The sequence below is a fragment of the Stenotrophomonas sp. genome (genome assembly GCF_032103445.1).
Classification (GTDB): domain Bacteria; phylum Pseudomonadota; class Gammaproteobacteria; order Xanthomonadales; family Xanthomonadaceae; genus Stenotrophomonas.
Window position 1 is genome coordinate 1 of record NZ_DAMDFR010000010.1, and the last position, 16,226, is coordinate 16,226.

General features: G+C 63.0%; 15 protein-coding genes and 1 pseudogene. 7 read left to right on the top strand and 9 right to left on the bottom strand.

Annotated features, from left to right (window positions below):
* Positions 1-97: 97 nt before the first annotated feature.
* The 5 genes from RT551_RS05750 to RT551_RS05770 form a co-directional block, all read right to left on the bottom strand.
* Positions 98-1,294, bottom strand: a complete 1,197-nt coding sequence (locus RT551_RS05750) for a molybdopterin molybdotransferase MoeA (protein ID WP_313456351.1) — start codon at positions 1,292-1,294, stop codon at positions 98-100.
* Between the two features lie 73 nt (positions 1,295-1,367).
* Entirely contained in the window at positions 1,368-2,501 is a 1,134-nt protein-coding gene (locus tag RT551_RS05755; protein ID WP_313456353.1) for an ATP-binding protein, read from the bottom strand.
* A gap of 125 nt (positions 2,502-2,626) precedes the next feature.
* Positions 2,627-3,937, bottom strand: coding sequence for a HAMP domain-containing sensor histidine kinase (locus RT551_RS05760; protein ID WP_313456356.1), 1,311 nt, complete (start codon positions 3,935-3,937; stop codon positions 2,627-2,629).
* Positions 3,934-4,608 carry a response regulator transcription factor gene (locus tag RT551_RS05765; protein WP_313456511.1) on the bottom strand — a complete coding sequence of 225 codons (675 nt, stop codon included), beginning with the start codon at positions 4,606-4,608 and terminating at the stop codon, positions 3,934-3,936. Before RT551_RS05765 ends, RT551_RS05760 begins: the two co-directional genes overlap by 4 nt.
* Before the next feature lie 19 nt (positions 4,609-4,627).
* Positions 4,628-5,728, bottom strand: a complete 1,101-nt coding sequence (locus RT551_RS05770; RefSeq protein WP_313456358.1) for a DJ-1/PfpI family protein — start codon at positions 5,726-5,728, stop codon at positions 4,628-4,630.
* Between the two features lie 921 nt (positions 5,729-6,649).
* Here RT551_RS05770 and RT551_RS05775 point away from each other — a divergent pair.
* The 4 genes and pseudogenes from RT551_RS05775 (at position 6,650) to RT551_RS05790 (ending at position 8,595) form a co-directional block, all read left to right on the top strand.
* Positions 6,650-6,982, top strand: a complete 333-nt coding sequence (locus RT551_RS05775; protein WP_313456361.1) for a hypothetical protein — start codon at positions 6,650-6,652, stop codon at positions 6,980-6,982.
* Positions 6,983-7,006: 24 nt separating this feature from the next.
* Positions 7,007-7,242: pseudogene (locus RT551_RS05780) on the top strand (transposase); the annotation flags it as partial.
* Between the two features lie 128 nt (positions 7,243-7,370).
* Positions 7,371-7,964 carry a hypothetical protein gene (locus RT551_RS05785; RefSeq protein WP_313456364.1) on the top strand — a complete coding sequence of 198 codons (594 nt, stop codon included), beginning with the start codon at positions 7,371-7,373 and terminating at the stop codon, positions 7,962-7,964.
* An 85-nt stretch (positions 7,965-8,049) separates the two neighbouring features.
* The gene (locus RT551_RS05790) at positions 8,050-8,595 is read left to right on the top strand and encodes a hypothetical protein (protein WP_313456367.1); all 546 of its coding nucleotides are present in this window, start codon (positions 8,050-8,052) and stop codon (positions 8,593-8,595) included.
* Between the two features lie 201 nt (positions 8,596-8,796).
* Here RT551_RS05790 and RT551_RS05795 read toward each other — a convergent pair whose 3' ends face one another.
* From RT551_RS05795 to RT551_RS05810, 4 genes are all read right to left on the bottom strand, one after another.
* Complete coding sequence (locus RT551_RS05795; RefSeq protein WP_313456369.1) at positions 8,797-9,045, bottom strand: hypothetical protein; 249 nt, start codon at positions 9,043-9,045, stop codon at positions 8,797-8,799.
* Positions 9,042-10,382 carry a TFIIB-type zinc ribbon-containing protein gene (locus RT551_RS05800; RefSeq protein ID WP_313456372.1) on the bottom strand — a complete coding sequence of 447 codons (1,341 nt, stop codon included), beginning with the start codon at positions 10,380-10,382 and terminating at the stop codon, positions 9,042-9,044. Before RT551_RS05800 ends, RT551_RS05795 begins: the two co-directional genes overlap by 4 nt.
* 15 nt (positions 10,383-10,397) lie before the next feature.
* The gene (locus tag RT551_RS05805; RefSeq protein WP_313456374.1) at positions 10,398-11,546 is read right to left on the bottom strand and encodes an SPFH domain-containing protein; all 1,149 of its coding nucleotides are present in this window, start codon (positions 11,544-11,546) and stop codon (positions 10,398-10,400) included.
* Between the two features lie 287 nt (positions 11,547-11,833).
* A complete protein-coding gene (locus RT551_RS05810; protein WP_311191433.1) occupies positions 11,834-12,112 on the bottom strand; it encodes a hypothetical protein in 279 nt (92 codons plus the stop codon).
* A 200-nt stretch (positions 12,113-12,312) separates the two neighbouring features.
* On the opposite strand from RT551_RS05810, the gene RT551_RS05815 reads away from it, so the two are divergent.
* The 3 genes from RT551_RS05815 to RT551_RS05825 all read left to right on the top strand — a co-directional run bounded on the left by RT551_RS05815 (position 12,313) and on the right by RT551_RS05825 (position 16,200).
* On the top strand, positions 12,313-12,777 hold the full coding sequence (locus tag RT551_RS05815; RefSeq protein WP_313456378.1) for a hypothetical protein: 465 nt from the start codon (positions 12,313-12,315) through the stop codon (positions 12,775-12,777).
* A 99-nt stretch (positions 12,778-12,876) separates the two neighbouring features.
* Positions 12,877-15,243, top strand: a complete 2,367-nt coding sequence (locus tag RT551_RS05820; RefSeq protein ID WP_313456379.1) for an arylsulfatase — start codon at positions 12,877-12,879, stop codon at positions 15,241-15,243.
* A gap of 48 nt (positions 15,244-15,291) precedes the next feature.
* A complete protein-coding gene (locus RT551_RS05825; protein ID WP_313456380.1) occupies positions 15,292-16,200 on the top strand; it encodes a LysR substrate-binding domain-containing protein in 909 nt (302 codons plus the stop codon).
* The last annotated feature ends 26 nt before the right edge of the window (positions 16,201-16,226 follow it).

Consider the following 16,226-nt stretch of genomic DNA (forward strand, 5'->3'; position numbering starts at 1 on the left):
CGTTTGATCCCGAAATCGCCCTTGCATAGGCAGGGGCGAGACGGTATCTACGGGTGCGGCTACACGATTGTGGTAGTCGTGGGGTGAAGGGGGTGTGTCACCAGCGGTACAGCGGTAATGCATGGCCGACTTCGCAGGCCAGCCCGGCGGGGACCTCGACGAAGCCGTCGGTGGCGGCGAGGGTGGTGACGTCGGCGTTGCTGCGCGGGGGCAATGGTTGGGCCAATACCTCGCCGCCGGGCTCGCGCCGCAGGCGCACGGCCACGAACTGGGTCAGCACGTGCGCGGGGACGGCAGCGGCCAGCCGCACCTGCTCGCAGGCCACCACCGATACGCCCATGCCCGACAGCAACGCCGGGCGGACATAACGCGCCATGCACACCAGCGCCGAGTACGGATTACCCGGCAGCGCGAAGACCCGCTGCGCGTTGGGCCCTACGCCAAACCACATGGCGCGCCCAGGCTGCTGCGCCACGCCCTGGAAGACGCAGCGTACGCCCACGCTTTCCAGGGTGGTGGGCAGATAGTCGCGCTGTCCCAGCGTGACCCCACCGGACAGCACCAGCACGTCGTGGCTCTGCAGCAGGCGGGACAGGGTGGCTCCCAGCACATCCGGATCGTCCGACAACGGCTGCAAGGTGGGAAGGCCCAGACCTGCCTCCTGCAGCGCGGCCATCATGGCCAGGTCGCTGCAGCGCCTGATCCGCGCGGGGTGCAGCGGTGCGGCCACATCCAGCAGCGCATCGCCGGTGGTGACGATGGCCACGATGGGCAGCCGCACCGTTTTCACCGTTGCCACGCCGTTGGCCGCCAACACGGCCATCTGGGGTGGCCCGATGCGGACGCCGGCCTCCAGCACGACCGCGTCGGCGGGGCAGTCCGCGCCTTGGCGGTGGATGAACTGCCCGCGACTGGGGCTGGCGGCGGGAGCCAGACTGTAGCCCTGTGCATTGCGCACCAGATGCTCGATTGGAATCACGCAGTCGCAGCCTTCCGGCAGCAGCGCGCCGCTGGCGACTTCGATGCAGGTATCGGCTTCCCTGAGCGCCTGGCCATAGCCGCCGGCGGTCTGCGCACCGGCCACACGCAGCACGGCGGGCATCACCGGCAACCAGCGCGTGGCAATGCCGTCCATGGTGACGCGGTCGAACGGAGGGTGCGCGCGCTCGGCCATGACCTCGTCGGCCAGCACCCGGCCCACCGCTTCGGGCAGCGGCACCGATTCGTTGGTGCGAACACGGGGTTGTGCATGTACGGCGTGGGTGGCTTCATCCACGCTGATCAGTGACTGCATCGCCGATCACCCCCACCTTGGAGTGAGCCAGAGATACCTTGTGCGATGTGAGCGTGAGTTGATGAAACGGCCTTCACACGGCCGGAAAATACAACTCCACGCACGTTCCGTGACCGGGTTCACTGATGAGGCGGGTGAAGCCGTCCGACTGTGCGGTGAAGCCGAACACCTGGCTGAGGCCCAGTCCACTTCCTTTGCCGATGGGCTTGGTGGTGAAGAACGGTTCGAACACGCGTGCCTGCTGTTCTTTGGGAATGCCGGGGCCGTTATCGTGCACTGACAACCGCACGAAGGCCGTGGGGGGCTGCTCGGGCCGGGCCGGGTCCTGGGTGAACTGCAGGGCGGTGTGGATGCAGATGCGCCCGGCGTCGTTCATTGCATCGCGGCTGTTGCAGACCAGGTTCAACACGGCGGTTTCCAGCTGGGTGCGGTCCACGGCGCAGCAGGGCAGGTCGTCAGCCAGGTCCAGTTGCAGGGCGATGGCATCGCCGGCCGAACGCCGCAGCACGCCCTCGCATTCGCGCATCACCGCGCTCAGGTCCAGCCGCTCCGGGGCCAGGGCCTGGCCGCGGGCGAAGCTGAGCAGCTGCCGGGTGAGCAGGGCACCGCGCTCGGCCGCGCGCAGGGTGGTATCGACCAGCTTGGCCGACCCCTCGTCCTGCACCTTGGCCTCCAGCAGGTCCTGGCAGTTGATGATGACGGTGAGCAGGTTGTTGAAGTCATGGGCCATGCCCAGGGTGAACTTGCCGATGGCTTCCAGCTTCTGCGCCTGCAGCAGGTTGGCCTGCGCTTCCTGCAGGCGCTGCTGGGCCACATGCCGTTCGGTGACATCGCGGGTGACCTTGGCGTAGCCGATCAGCTCGCGGTCCACCCGGATCGGGTCGATCACCACGCTGGCGCGGAAGCACGAGCCGTCTTTGCGCATGCGCCAGCCTTCGCCGACGTAGCGGCCCTCGGTGGCGGCGGTGTGCAGGTTGCGCTCGGGAACCCCGGCCTCGATGTCTTCCGGCAGGTAGAAGCGGGCGAAGTTGGTGCCGATCACCTCGCGGTTGGTGTAGCCCTTGATGCGGCGGCCACCCGGATTCCAGGTGCGGATGACCCCTTCGGTATCCAGCATGTAGATGGCGTAATCCGTGACCGAGTTCAGCAGCAGTGAGAACTGCCGCGCTTCGTCGTTCAGCAGGTCGTTGGTGCGTTCTTCCAGCACGGTCTCGTCCTCCCCAGCCCCCTGATGCGGACAGTAGTGCACCGGGGTGGGGTAGGTCCACGAAAATTGCCGCCTGTTCAGGACATTTGCCGGATCCGCGTATCGATTGTGTGAGGGTTGCCTATTCAGGTTTCCGTAACTCCGGTAGCGCCGGCCGTTGGCCGGCCTTCTGTAGCGCTGAGCCGCACTACAACCTCCACGCGCCCATCAACGCTACCCGTTTCGAACCTAAATCCGTGCCGCTCGCAAACCCGCCGCACAATGGCCAACCCCAGTCCGTGACCGGCACTGTCTGCACCGCGCACAAACGGTTCCATCGTTGCGGCATCCACTCCATTTCCAACGTTGGCAAAGCGCAGCTTGTCATCGTCTACGACGATTGAAACCGTTCCAGCGGTTGCATGTGCGAACGCGTTGCCGACCAGATTGGAGACCACGATCTGCAGCGCAGTCGGGGCGACGTGGGCCTTTGCCGTTGCGGGCACCTGCAGGTCAACGTCGATATCGCGCCCCTCCAGCAGCATCGCGTGGTCGACAATAGCCCGCTCCAGCAGGGGAAGCAGGGCTACCTCTCGAGCGACTTCCCGCTCATGCTCCTCACGCGCCAGCATCAACAAAGTACTGACCGTGCGCTCCAGCTGCTGCGCCGACTGATGGATATACGCCAGCTGTTGGCCTACATCCGGAGCGATGTCCTTGCGTAGCGATATCCGTTCGCAGGCACTGCGGATCACCGCCAGCGGGGTGCGCAGCTCGTGGCTGGCGTCGCGGGTGAACTCCCGTTCCCGCGCCACAAAGTCCTCGATGCGATTCATGAGGCGCTGCAGCGTACGTGCCAGCGCTCCCACCTCATCATCGGGCAGGCGCTCTGCGAAGCCATGCGGCAGCTGGGCCGGTGTGGCGCGATCGACCAAGGTCGCCAGTTCGGTCAGGGGGGCGGTCATCCGTCGTGCCAGCCAGGCCCCGATCAGCAGCGCGAGCAGGACCACGGCCAGCCCGGACCAGCCGAGCCATTGCGCGATACCGCCACGCATCGGCCGCACGACCAGCTGCTGGCTGACCTCGGCGACCAGCCATGCCGGTGCAGGCGCGTCCAGGCGCAGCAGGTGATAGTGGCGCCCGTCGTCACCGGCGAACTCGCGCCGCCACGGCTCGGCGGCCAGGCGTGCGCCGAGGCCATCCGGCAGGGTGGTGGGACCCTGATGCACCTGCATGAAGGCGAGCGCCGGGGTGCGCCACTGCCCGGTCTGGGCATGATGGGTCTGCTGGGCATGGGCTTCCTGCTGCAGCAGGCCGCTGAACATCTGGTCTTCGACGAGATACACGAACACCACGGCGTAGAACCCGTACAGCGCCGCGACCAGCAGCGCGAACCCAGCGAAGGCCGCCATCAACCGGTGGCGCAGGCGGCGACGCGGTGAAAGGGAAGCGCTCATTGATCGGCTTCCAGCCGGAACCCGACCCCGTGCACCGTTTTCAGCAGGGGTACGGCAAACGGTTTGTCCATGACCTGGCGCAAGGTGTACAGGTGCGTTCGCAGCGGGTCGGACTCTGGAGGCTCCTCACCCCATAGACGCTCGACCAGCTCACTGCGGGTCAAGGTGCGTGGCCACGCCTCGGCCAGCACCAGCAGCAGCTGCAGGGCGGTTTGGGGCAATACCAGCGGCTTGCCCGCACGTTCGACGGCATGGGTGCGCCGGTCGATGCTGAGGCTGCCGACGCGCAGCACGTGCTGCGTGCCCAATCGATGGCGCTGGGACAGCGCCAGACAGCGGGCCACCAGCTCGGCCCCGGCAAAGGGCTTCACCAGATAGTCGTCGGCCCCGCTGCGGAACCCGGCTAGTGTGTCCTCCAGCGCATCCCGTGCGGTGAGCATCAGTACGGGAATGTGGCGGTCACTGCGGGCGCGCAACTGTTCGCACACCCGCAGACCGTCCAGCCCTGGCAGCCCGACGTCCAGCACCAGCACGTCAGGCGGACTGACCAGTGCCGCCTGCAGACCACTCAAACCGTCGGCGGCAAAGTCAGCCTGTATACCGTGCGTGGCCAGCAGCGGAGCCAGGTTGTCGCGCAGCACTTGGTTGTCTTCGATCACCAGTACACGCAGGGCAGGGCTTGCCATCGTTTTAGCCGTCAATCCGTTTCAGCAGGGTCACAGCCTGTTCCATGCCCGGCGAGGCGTCCAGTACCGTTTGGACCAGTGCGCGGGCCTTTTCACGGTTACCCAGACGCAGGTGGGCGTCGGCGATGCCGAGGGTCAACTGGGGCTCGGTCATGTACGGGGCGGCCAGTTCCATGGTCTGCAGCGCCGGGCGCAGCGCAGTCGCGTCGTCGCCGGCCGCTTTGGCCTGGTAGTAGCCCAGCATGCCGATCAGCTCCACATGGTGCGCGGCGGGATCGCGCTTGACGGCGGCCGCCGCACCCTTGAGATCGCCGCTGCGCAGCTGATGGACGACTGCCATGGCCCTTTCGTCACGTCCCGGCTGGCGCGCCACGGGGGTGCGGCCCAGAGCGCGCACGATGGCCTCGGCCACGCCTGGGGTCGAGTAGGGGTTCTGCCCTGTGACCAGACGACCGTCAGTGACCACATGCGGCATCATCAATGGGGCCTCGCTCCATTGGCCGCCACGTTCACGAAGCGCGTCTTCCAGCAGCCATGGAAACTCCTTCGCCCACTTCTTGCCGAACAGGGCTTCCTCTTCGTTGCTGAAGCCGGTCACCTTGCGCCCGGCCACCAGCGCGGTGCCGTCTGCCAGACGTACCGGAGCCAGCGCGGCCGGTCCGTGGCAGACCGCCGCGACCACCGCGCCGCGTTGCCATGCGTTGGCGATCAGTTCCTGCAGAGGGGCGTGGCGGGGAAGGTCGAACATGGCACCCTTGCCGCCTACGACGTACACCGCGGCGTAGTCGGCCGCCTGCAGGTCGGCGATCTTGCGGGTGTTGGCCAACTTGCCCATGGCGTCGTGGTCAGCCAGCAACTGGGCATTGAAGGGCTCTTTCGGGTTGTACTTGTCTGCCTCGACCGGTCCGCCCTGCGGGCTGGCGACCTCTACCGACAGTCCGTTGGCTTTGAAGATCAGCCAGGCTTGGGAGACCTCGTCGAATTCGTAGCCTGGGCGGGTCTTACCGGCGTCGCGGCCTTCGCCGCTGACGATCATCAGTACCGTATCGAGGGCAGGGGTGGACAGGGCGGAGAGCGGGACGACGGTCAGAACAACTGCCAGCAATATACGTAACATGGAAAGCGCCTCGGGTTGGAGTGCTCCGAGAATGCGCGTGAAACTTCAAGAAACCTTCAAGGCACCGGTAGCGCCGGCCGTTGGCCGGCGCTCGCACTGCCAGTCGCGGAGCAACGCCGCACCCGCAACATAATCTCGTCCCAGTACCTATGCACCACAATCATTGTTCGGGATACTCGCTGCTCTGGACGATCATGGGGTGCCACGGGGAGTAAGTGAAGATGAGGCGCTTTAAGCCACGAGACGTTGTTTCCATTCTAAAGTTGATTGACGTGAGCTACTTGGGAGATCGCGATTCGAATCGACCAGATGCGCTGGTTGACCAAGCGACCGCTGCAAACACGATTGCGCATGAGCTTAGTCACGCTAGAGACTATCTTCGGGGCGGAGCCCACAAGCCTCACGGGCGGGACGGGTCGCTGGATGATGGCTCTGTTTACGGATCGGGTAACAATCTGGAAGACTGGATTAGGGGGAATCGCTGAATCATGGACCACTCAGATTGGATTGGTGTGCCGGTGAATAGAATTGTGGAGTGGGAGCGCTCCTTTTCCGTGGAAGCGCCAGGTTTCTTGGTGCCTGTGCTATGTCCCGTCTGCGGTAAAGATGGGTTGCGGCACTACTATTCTCTCGGGCGTCGTGCGATGTCCGAAAGTAACGGAGTGAGGTATAAGGGCCGTGGCAGTGTATGGGAGTGGTGCTCTTGTTGCAGATCCTATTCTCACGCACAAGCGCTTGTGCCTGAGGCATGGTCTGAGGACCCCCTGCCGGTCGATCACACGCAGTTGACTCCTGTTCCTGATTCGCTCGACGTCGCTGTCTCGCGCGCCGTCTCCACAAAAGGTGTTCATGGGGCACCTTGAGCTGCGAAACCTGATTCCCATGCAACAATTCCAAGGGGTAGGAGACATGGTCGGTCCGGCGAGTTGGATCGTCGAGTTGGAGAACATCTTTGCTGGCGACATCGGTCAGGAGCCAATTGAAGAGGCGATGGACCAACTCGCGGGCGTTACTTCGGCAGACCTTGCTTATCATGAGAGGGTGATAGGTGCCCTGAATGCCGCGATTGACAGTGCTCGCTCCGGGAACGAGGAGGTGGTGTCTGTGATCAACAATGGAGGGGGGTACCTAGTTCAGGATGCTAAGACTGCGCACAGTCTTCTAACAGAGGTTCGTGATCTGTACATGGTTGAGTACAACAGGTGGACCAGCCAGGATGTCGGAGACAACTCAGACCCATAATCAATGGTAGCGAGAGAGGTGTCTGTGGCGAGCAAGCAGTACACGGATGAGTTCAAGGCCGGGCGGTCAAGCAGCTGACCGAAAGTGGCTTTGCGGTTGCGGAGGTTGCCAAGCGGCTCGGGGTCTCTTCCCATAGCCTGTACCAATGGCTCCGGAAGGCCAAAGTCGAGGCGCTGGCGGGAACGCCCGAGGGGGCGATGTTGCCATCGTCCAAGGATTCAGCCGAGGTCCGGCGTTTGAAGGCCGAGGTCAAGCGCCTATGCACAACAATCAGTATTGGGGATACTCGCTGCTCTGGAGGAGCATGGGGTGCCTCGGGTACTTGCAAGGGTGGTTTTCGAATCAGATTCGAGGGGTCGGTGGCGTGAAATTGGACCAGGCAAGTCCCATGAAGTTGATGTTCGTGGCTGTAGGCGTGGCCTTGACGGGATTCCTATCTTTTGCGTTGTTCTATGTTCGCCAGATTTTCTTCGTCCCACACGTCTGGACGACCGTGGGTAAGTTGGTGCTATGGCTGCTTGTGGTCGTCATGGTTCTGGTGCCTTTGGTTCTCCCTCGAGCAAAGGCAGCGTCCGCTCGTTCTTCGTTTGCAAAGAACGGGTTGCTGATTGTCATTGGAGCAGCTCTGATTGGATACTTTGTGAGTGTTGTTCTCTACTCCGCAGCTATCACGCTTAATTCGATTGGTTCTGAGCAAAGATTGCAGTGCTTCGTGTTGAACTCAGAGCATTCAAGCGCCGGTGTGGAGACTCACGCGATGAAGCGTGTCCGTCTTCTCGTTGAAGGCGACTCTGAAGCAATACCGAGATTGGTTTTCTACAAGCAAGCGGTTGTCGACCTCTCCACATTGCGGCGAGGCGACAAGTTCCTGCTTGATGTTGAAGATGGCTTGTTTGGATACACCGCCGTCGGAGGGGTTCGGCTTGGGGATGGATGCGGGCGATCAGCTGCCTCGGATGAAAATCTGCCGCACCATCACTGATACAAGTGAGATGCGCAGTTTGGTCATGAGTTCAGAGGTTGGTCGCGACGGGTGTATGTGCAGTGTCATCGGTGGAGGCGGGATCGTGAATTTTCGTCATGAGCGGTGGCCGAAGATTGTTGCGGTCTATGAGCTCGTTGCAAGCTGGATGACGGGCCGTACGCAGGAGGGCCGGGTGCTGAGTGCGTTTGGACTCCTCTTCTGGTGTTTGACGATGTTCTTTATGTGCGCGCTGTTTCTGGTTGACCACTGGGCGTTTCCGATTACGGATATGCTGCTGTCGATCTGGCCATATGACTCTGACAACGTCCGTAGTTTCAAGAGTCGCGGTGTTCCAATTGCGATAATCCCGATGATCCTTGCTTTGTGCATATGCACTCCAGTTCACTTCGGGAACTGGAGGAGTGTTGCTCGTCGGCGGGGCCGCCATCGTGATTTATGGAAGATAATGGTCGTGCTTTTTGGAGCTTTGCTCCTGGTTTCGGCTTCAGCCTACAGCGGGTTGGGTGCGTTGATCGCTTTGGTGGTGAACATCTTGTTGCTCAACTGGATGTCGATGAATGCAGCGCGCTGGATGCTCGAAGCGTCTTCCCGGCAGGAGGCCCAGCGGAGAGCCAAGCGTGGGAAGTAGAGGCTGGTTTCAACCGGGCATGGTCAGGAACATCAAGCCCGCTGACCCGTCGATCAGGGTCATGCGTTACCATGCCGATCATCGTTATCGGCAGTCGTCTGTCGACCGACTCTACCAATCGCCAGCATCCGTAGTCACGCGCCCTGCGCGTGATTCGTGAACCCCGGAAGTGACGCGCCATGCGCGTCAACCCCCAACCCATCAACGCGTTCGCGCCACCCGCTTCCGATACTCACCCACATTGTCACCGCGAATGCGCGTTTCCTGCGTCCCGTTATTGGTCGCCACTTTACGCTCGTCACCCGTCACCGGCTTTGCCTCCACCAAGGTCTCACGCTCAAACGCATGCGACTTGTCGGTGTTGCGGTAATACCGGTACAGCGCCCAGTACAACCCCGTAGCGGCCGCAGGACCCGCCGCCAACAACCAAAGACCACTATCGTCACTCATGCGCTGGCTACCAGTAGGGCAATGACAAGGGCTTCCACGATCGTGCCGGTGGTCAGCGCGGCCAGCAGCAGCTTCCACTGCTGCACCGGCACGCTGCCCATGGTTTCACCGGTACGGCCGTTGACCGCGATGTAATGCAGCATGCCGCCGTTGCGGCCGGGCTGGTGATACGAATACAGCCACACTGGCAGGTACATGGACACCCAGCGGGTGCCGTGCACTTCCAGTTGCTCCTGCTCCCAGCGCACGCCGCGGTTGAAGCGGCGCACCGAGCTGTGCACTTCCGAACGGGCGATGGACAGCAGCTGGTCTTCCAGCCGCGGCATCATCTTTTCCACGTCCAGGTCGCGCTTCTCCGATGAGAAGCCGAGCAGATAGGACGCGTTCCACTTCACCGCGTTCTTGGTGTCGAACGGCAGGATGGTGTTGATGATGTTGTTGGTGTTGACCTTGATGTCCATGTTGCCGCGCTGGGCGGAAGACTCCAGCGGCAGGTCGTCCACGGTGAAGTCGACCTGGCGGTCCACCTGGTACACGTCGGCGTCGTAGTAGGTCTTCTTCTTGTCGCCGCTGCCCACGGTGTATTCACGGGTCTGGATCTCGCCTTTGCCGCTGACCGCCGCGCTGACATTGCTGTCCACGATCATGTACGGCATGTACACGCCGACGACGTTTTCCGGGGTGAACTGGTCCTTGAACGCCTTCAAGGCGAACAACCGGCGCTTGTCGACAAACTGGCGGATGCGCGCAACCGCGTCGTCCTTGCTGATCCGGAAGGGCAGCACAGCATCGGGCACGGCGCCGTTGGACACCTGCTCGTTGACGCCGAATACGTGACGGCACCAGTGGCAGCGGGCGGTCATGCTGCTTTCGGTGTTGATGGTGACCTCGGCACCGCAGCCGGTGCACTTGAAGCTCATCAGGGCGGCGGTGCCCGCGTCGATGTTGCGCGCACCGCTGGCGATGTTCGTGCCGCGCAGCTGGTCCAGGCCGTCGCCCAGGCCAAACGCTTCTTCCACGCGGTCGCCATGCCACTGGTGACGGCAGTACTGGCAGACCAGCACATCGGTGCCGATCTTCAGTCGCACGTCGCTGGAACCGCACTTCGGGCAGCGGTTGACGCCGTCCTTCAGCTCGGCGGCCGAGGTGTCCAGCGCCTCGGGATCAGGCGCTTCGATCTCGGCCCGGATCGGGTCGGGCAGGGTGGCCGGGTCGAGCGGGAAGCTGCCGGGCAGGGGCGGGACATCGTGCGGCGAGCCGGGGCCGTCCAGCGTTGCCTTGGGCAACGGCGGCGGCACCGGCGGCAGCGGTGGCGGGGTGTTTCCTGGGTTGTTCATGACCGGGTCTGCGTCTTACAGGCCCAGCGCCTTGGCCTTGGCGGCGTCGTAATCGGCCTGGGTGATCAACCCGAGGTCGAGCATTTCCTTCGCCTTCTTCAGCTTGGCCACGGTGTCGTCGACTGGTGCGGCGGCCGGGGTGGCCGGCTGCTGCAGGTTGCCCACGCCCATCATGCCGCTGGCCATGCCGATGCCCATCAGGCCGGCCGCGCCGCCGTTCTCGCCGGCAGACTGGATGCCCTGGGCGACGCTCGCCTGCAGGTTGGAATTGCCACGGCTGCCGGCCAGCGCGTCGGCGCGCTGCACGGTCTTGAGCAGTTCGCGGGTGTTGGCGTCGTACTCGATGGAGACAATGGCGGTCTTGACGATGGCCAGGCCACGGTCGGACTTCCACTGATAACCGTGTTCCACCGCTGCCGACAGGCTCTGGGCAAAGCCCAGCGAGTCCTGCTGCAGCTTGGTGATGCGGTTGCCCTTGGCCGGGTCGTTGCTGTACAGGCTGAAGGCCGGGGCCAGCGAACTGACCACTTCATTGAACAGCTGGTTGGCGGCCGCATTGTCCATGTCGGTGAAGTCGAACACCTTGCCCGGCTGCAGGTAGGCCGCCGGCACGAAGTTCTTCACGAACAGGATGGGATCTTCAATCTTCAGCGTGTACGAGCCACGCGTGACCGCGCCGACCTGGGTGTTGAGGAAGGCGTCGTCCCAGTAGATCTCCGACTGGGTGCCGAAGCGGTTGTCGGGCAGTTCCTTCAGCGAAACGAAGAACGCCGCCTGCTGCGCGCCCGGCTGGCCGCCGAACTTGAAGCGCTCCCAGCTCTGCTTGATCAGCGGGGTGACGATGCCGTCGCCGGCGAATACCGACTGCGAATTGAGGTCATCCGAGCGCCATTCATAGCCGCCGGCTTCGGCGACGAAGGCGGTGATGGCACCGTCCTGCATCAGCAGCAGGCCGTAGCCTTCCGGCACGACGATCTTCGAGCCGTTGCTGATGATGTGGGAGGAGCCGCTGGTGTTGGAGCCGCGGCCGGCATTGGTGCCACGAGGCACGGCAGCGAACAGCGCGGCCGTGGACGGCAGCCCGTTGGGTACCGTGTAGAAGTCCTTCCACTGGTCGGCCAGAACACCGCCTACCGCACCCTTTACCGCCTGGATCAGACCCATGACCATTCCTTGTGATTGCTGGATGGCCGGACTATAGCAGGCAGGTGGGATGGGGGTGGGGCTCTGGGTTCCGGGACGCTTGGGGCAGTCGAGGGTAGAGTCGGTCGATAGACGACTGCCGTGGAGGGTGCAACGTTCTTTAACGCATGACCTTGAACGGAGGAAGATGCCGGCCTGCGGCCGGCATCCCGATTTCGCCCGATTGCAATGCGTTACCGGGCGTTGATGATTTCACGGCAGTCGTCTATCGACCGACTCTACCCGTCACACATCCCGGCGTATCAATATCAACCCGGCAAATTGCACTTCATCTTGCCGTCCACGTAATACGGCTTCGGCACGTCGGGGTTCTCGCTGGTCTTCTCGAACACCACCTCGAACGACTCGGCATCAGCAGTACCCTTGCGATCCGCGCAGGCATCCTGCAGTTTCTTCTTGACGGCGGTAATGCCCGCGTCACGATTGGCCCCTTCGGCGCTGTTGGTCAGGTTGACGGCCTCGGCGAAAGCCAGCGGGCTGGCACCCAGCAGGCAGGCGGCGAACAGGGCAACGTGCAGCTTCTTCATGCAATCTCCTTGTATGCCGGGCTCGACCCGGCCATTCCAAATGTAAAACCGGGCTCTTCCCCGATCATTCCCAACGTAGAGCCGGGCTTGCCCGGCTGCTCCTGACGGAACAATCAGCATAGGCAACCCGCGTTAAGACTTCGTGGCGTAATAACCGGACATGCTATCGTTCCTGAACGGATGCCACAGGAGAAGGGGCAATGCAGGACGAGCGCCAATCGGATGCCGCACCCATGGACAGCCCCTACAGCCCGCCCCAGGTGGAACTTCCCCAATCCCCCTCCATGCCACGCCTGCCGCCGTTGCTGCATCGGCTGATCTCCATTCTCATTGCGGCCTTCTGCTCGGTCCACTTCATGAGCATGTGGATCATGATCCTGCGTTCGCTTTCCGAGTGGGGGCTCGAGCTGATGCCGCCCAGCTACATCGCCAAGCTGATCGTGATGCCGCTGACGTTTGCATTGGCCGGCGTGTTTCTGGCATTCGGACGTCGCATTTCAGTATTGCTTTTTGCTGTCTACCTGGCGATGTACGCCATTCGCTTCGGTGCCGGAGGCGGTTACCACCTGCCGACGCTGGTACTGGCCATCGCATTCCTGGCGTACAGCGCCTGGCGCTGGAAGACCGGTGCTCTAACCGGCTGGCCGCAGCGTCGCCCAAGCTGAGTAGAAGTACCGGCACGCCCTGCGTAGTTCTGCGCAGGCAGGGTACGCAGAACAAGGCCAGTCTGTGGTGCATACCCACGCGCGGACTGGAGCGGCATCATGGCCTCGAAGAAGACCCCGGATTTCCCTGTTCATATTGATCGGAACCACCTCCCCGAGCCGGAGTGGAAGTTCCCGAACGCGGAGATCGGCCTGTATGCAAAGAACTCCAAGCCGGACTTTCCGCCGCTGAAGGAGGCCCCGTCCGGTGCCCCCAATATCCTGCTGGTACTTCTGGACGATGTCGGCTTCGGTTGGCCCAGTGCCTGCGGCGGGCTGGTGCGCATGCCCACCGCGGAAAGGGTGGCGGCAGAAGGGCTGTTCTACAACCAGTTCCACACCACCGCGCTGTGCTCACCCACGCGCGCCGCCATGCTGACCGGGCGCAACCATCATTCCGTAGCCAGCGGTGTGATCGCCGAGATGGCGACAGGTTATCCGGGCTACTGCGGCATCATTCCCAAAAGCTGCGCCACGTTCGCCGAACTGCTGAAGCAGGCCGGTTACACCTGCGGCTGGTTCGGCAAAAACCACAACGTGCCGGACAACCTGACCAGTGCAGCGGGGCCCTTCGACAACTGGCCCACCAACCAGGGCTTCGACCTGTTCTACGGCTTCATCAGCGGCGAAACCGATCAGTTCTTCCCGTCACTGCTGAAGAACACCGATCCCATTGAGCCGCCGGCACGACCGGAGGACGGCTACCAGCTCACCCGCGACCTGGCCGACCAGTGCATTGGCTGGATCCGCACCCAGAAGTCCATCGCGCCGGACCGCCCGTTCATGGCGTACTTCTCCACCGGTGCCGCGCACGCCCCGCACCAGCCGCCGCTGGATTGGCGTGGACGCAACGAAGGGCGTTTCGACATGGGCTGGGACGCGTACCGCGAGCAGGTGCACGCCGAACAGATCAAACGCGGCGTCATTCCCAAGGGCACCCAGCTGACCGAGCGCCCGGAACAGATTCCGTCCTGGGACAGCCAGCCGAAGGAACACCAGGCCCTGTTCGCGCGGCAGGCGGAGAATTATGCCGATTTCCTGGAACACGCGGACTTCGAAGCCGGCCGGGTGATCGATGCTATTGAAACACTGGGCGAGCTCGACAACACGCTCATCATCTACATCATCGGCGATAACGGCTCCAGCGGCGAAGGTTCGCTGGTGGGGACGCCGAACGAGATCATGAGCTTGAACGGGCGACAGCCCTCCATGGAGGAGTCCATTGCATTCAAGGATCGCTGGGGTCTGCCGGGCACCTCGCCGCACTATGCGGTGGGCTGGGCGTGGGCGGGTGACACCCCGTTCCAGTGGACCAAACAGGTGGCCTCGCACTTTGGCGGAACACGTAACGCCATGTTCGTATCCTGGCCAAAAGTGATCAAGGACAAGGGCAAGCAGCGCAGCCAGTTCCATCACTGCATCGACATCATGCCGACGTTGATGGAGGTGGTCGGCATCGCCGAGCCGCAGGTGGTGAACGGCTATGTGCAGAGGCCCATCGAGGGTGTCAGCTTCGCCTACACCTTCGAAAAGGGGGCGCAGAAAGCACCCAGTACGCGCACGAAACAGTACTTCGAGATGCTCGGCAACCGGGCCATGTATGCCAATGGGTGGATGGCCTGCTGCCGTCACGGCCGACTGCCGTGGGAGACATCGGGTTCCTTCAGCTTCGACGACGACAAGTGGGAGCTCTATCACATCGACAAGGACTTCAGCCAAGCGGTCGATCTGGCGGACAAGGAGCCGGTACGCCTGCGCCAGCTGCAGGACCTGTTCATGACCGAAGCATCGAAGTACAACGTGTTTCCGCTGGACGACAGCTTCTCCGAGCGCCTGGACGTCACCCTGCGCCCCAGTTACTTCTTCGGTCGCGAGGACGTCACCTTCTATCCCGGCATGACCCGCTTGCCGGAAGGCAGTGGACCCAAGCTGGTAGGTGTTCCATTTACCTTGACCGTGCCGGTCGAGGTGCCGAAGGGGGGCGGCGAAGGCGTGCTGTTCGCACTGGGTGGCGACGCGGCCGGTTTCTCGCTGTTCTTCTGGGAAGGCAAGCCGCGCTTCCATTACAACTTCTTTGCGATCAAACGCTACGACGCGGTCGCACCGAAAGCACTGGCGGCGGGCAAGCATACGATCGAGGTCACGTTCACGCCGACCACCACCACACCGGGTGGTCCGGCGGATGTGGTGCTGTCCATTGACGGCAAGAAAGTGGACAGCGTCCACATCGATGAGCAGATTCCCCAGCGCTGTGGCACCGAGTGCATGGACGTGGGCATGGATTGCGTGTCACCCGTGTGCGCCGATTACGATGAGAAGGGGCTGTTCCCGTACAACGGCACCATTGAGTCAGTCAACTTCAAATTCGGAAAGCATGCCCAACCCACCGGCATGGACCGATTGAAGGAAGCGACCCGGCTGGATTGACCGGTCACGCTATCATGCCTCCAGTTCTGTACTGGCTGGAGCCTGTTCGTGACCCAACCCATGCCCGTGGACCGCATCAGCCTGACCACGTTGCGGCTGTTTGTCGCCGTGGTCGAGGAAGGCTCGCTGTCCAAGGCCGCCGAGCGCGAATCCATCGCCACCTCGGCCGCCAGTCGGCGCTTGAATGATCTGGAAAGCGGCCTGGATGTGGTGCTGTTCACCCGCAACAGCCGCGGCATGCAGCTCACCCTGGCCGGCGAAAGCCTGCTGCAGCACGCGCGCCGGATGTTGCTGGCCGCCTCGGCGTTATCCAGTGAGCTGCTGGAGTACCGGCGCGGCATCCGTGGGCACATTCGCATGCTGGCCAATCTGTCGGCCATCGTGGCCTACCTGCCGGAAGCGCTGGAGGCTTTTTTCCTGGAACACCCGGACCTGCGCATTGAACTGGAAGAGCGACCCACGCCGGGTGTGGTGCGCGGTATCCAGGAAGGCTGGGCGGAAATCGGCGTGTGCTCCGGAGACAGCGAACTGGGTGACCTCGCTGTACTGCCGTTCCGTCGCGACCGGCTGGTGATGCTGATGCGCCCGGATCATCCGCTGGCGGGGCAGGGGCCGATCGCCTTCGCTGACACGCTGCCGTACGACCAGGTGGCGCTGCACGCCGAAAGCTCGATCTTCACCCGTTCGCAGATTGCCGCGCGTGACGCGGGGCGCTCGCTGCGGCGGCGTATCCACGTGCCGGGCTTCGATGCGATCTGCCGCACGGTGCAGGCGGGCCTGGGCATCGGGCTGGTACCGGAGCCGGTGTTCGAATTGTTCGGTCGCTCCATGAAACTGCACTTCGAGCCGCTGACCGATGCCTGGGCGGAAAGAGAGCTGAAACTGGTGTATCGCAACGGCCGCACCCTCTCCACGGCCGCACAGCAGCTGCTCGACCATCTTCGACCAAAGGATTAGGCGTTCGCCAAATGCGAACGCCATTT